The sequence below is a fragment of the Mesorhizobium sp. WSM4844 genome (genome assembly GCF_055811775.1).
The window spans coordinates 1-395 of record NZ_JBVVQB010000204.1 but is presented as its reverse complement, the minus strand read 5'-3'; the positions used below and the strand labels follow the sequence as shown (position 1 = coordinate 395).

At 67.3% G+C, this 395-nt stretch carries 1 protein-coding gene; it reads left to right on the top strand.

The genetic code is table 11. The features are described from left to right. Positions 1-395, top strand: a 395-nt coding sequence (locus AC0L2A_RS36440; protein ID WP_473613018.1) for a hypothetical protein, incomplete at both ends; no start/stop codon positions are given.

The window sequence follows — 395 nt, the reverse complement described above, 5'->3', positions numbered from 1 at the left end:
CTGATGGAGCGGCTGCGGCGGCTGTCGCTGGGGGTGGAGGTGCGCACCCTGTTCGCCAGGCCGGTGCTGGCCGATCTGGCCGCAAGCCTTGGCAGCCATCACGAGGTGGCGGTGCCTGCCAACCTGATCACCGAGCACAGCACGGCGATTACGCCGCAGATGCTGCCGCTCATCGAGCTGGCCCAGCCGGAGATCGACCGGATCGTCGCCACGGTTCCCGGCGGCGTCGGCAACATCCAGGACATTTATGGCCTGTCGCCGCTGCAGGACGGCATCCTGTTCCATCATCTGCTGGCCAGCCGGGGCGATCCCTATCTGCTGGTCTCGCAGATGGCCTTTGCCGAGCGCGGCCTGTTGGAGCGCTATCTTGGCGCGGTTCAGCAGGTGGTGGACCG